The organism is Bradyrhizobium sp. NAS80.1, assembly GCF_001908205.1.
Classification (GTDB): domain Bacteria; phylum Pseudomonadota; class Alphaproteobacteria; order Rhizobiales; family Xanthobacteraceae; genus Bradyrhizobium.
This window is the reverse complement of sequence record NZ_LGHL01000432.1, coordinates 1-811: the sequence shown is the minus strand read 5'-3', so window position 1 is coordinate 811 and position 811 is coordinate 1. Positions and strand designations below refer to the sequence as shown.

2 protein-coding genes are annotated in these 811 nt (G+C 62.8%); both read right to left on the bottom strand.

Annotation, left to right across the window (positions count from 1 at the left end; translation table 11 throughout):
* Positions 1–286 (bottom strand): flagellin N-terminal helical domain-containing protein (locus tag AC629_RS44055; protein ID WP_502693124.1); only part of this gene is annotated, 286 nt, incomplete at its 3' end.
* Positions 287–591: 305 nt separating this feature from the next.
* Positions 592–811, bottom strand: a 220-nt coding sequence (locus AC629_RS44050; protein ID WP_283848251.1) for a flagellin, incomplete at its 5' end; no start/stop codon positions are given.

The window sequence follows — 811 nt, the reverse complement described above, 5'->3', positions numbered from 1 at the left end:
GCTTGGTCAGGCCGCCGGTCTTGTCGCCCACAACCGAGGTCAGAGCGGTATATTCGGTGTCGACGGTCGCGGCCGACAGACCGAGCGAGTCGGAGACGGCGGAGAGCGCGGCATTGTCGGCGCGCATCGAGGTCGCGATCGACCAGTAGGCGGCGTTGTCCGAAGCGGTCGAGACGCGCTGGCCGGTCGAAATCCGGTTTTCGGTCGTCTGCAGGCTGGAGCTCACATTCCGGAGGGTCTGGAGCGCGGTCATTGCAGCGGAGTTGGTAAGCAGGCTCGAGGCCATTTTTGACGTCCCTTTAAAGATTGAATTGAGTTTGGGGACATACCGGGCTTTCACCGGTACGGCAGGGCGGCATCATGCCTTTGGGCTGCGGAAATGCGGATGATGGGCCCAACCCGTCGTGGGGCCGACGATAGCGCGCGAAGTTTGTGCGAGGCTTGTGGCTCTGTGACCGGACCGCAACAGGGTGAGCCAATTCGAGGTGCCAAGTCGACGTGCCAAGGTCATGGCGCGCGACCAACGCACGCCAAAATGAAAAGGGCCACGCTTCGCGAGAAGCGCGGCCCTCCCCTAGATGATGTCGAGACTTAGCGGAACAGCGAGAGGATGCTCTGGCTGTTCTGGTTGGCGATCGAGAGCGCCTGAACGCCGAGCTGCTGCTGGGTCTGCAGAGCCTGAAGGCGGGTCGATTCCGCGTTCATGTCGGCGTCGACGAGCTGGCCGACACCACGATCCACCGAGTCCATCAGGGTCTTGACGAACTCCGTGTTGGTCGAGATGCGGTTCTTGACGGCGCCGAGGTCGGCG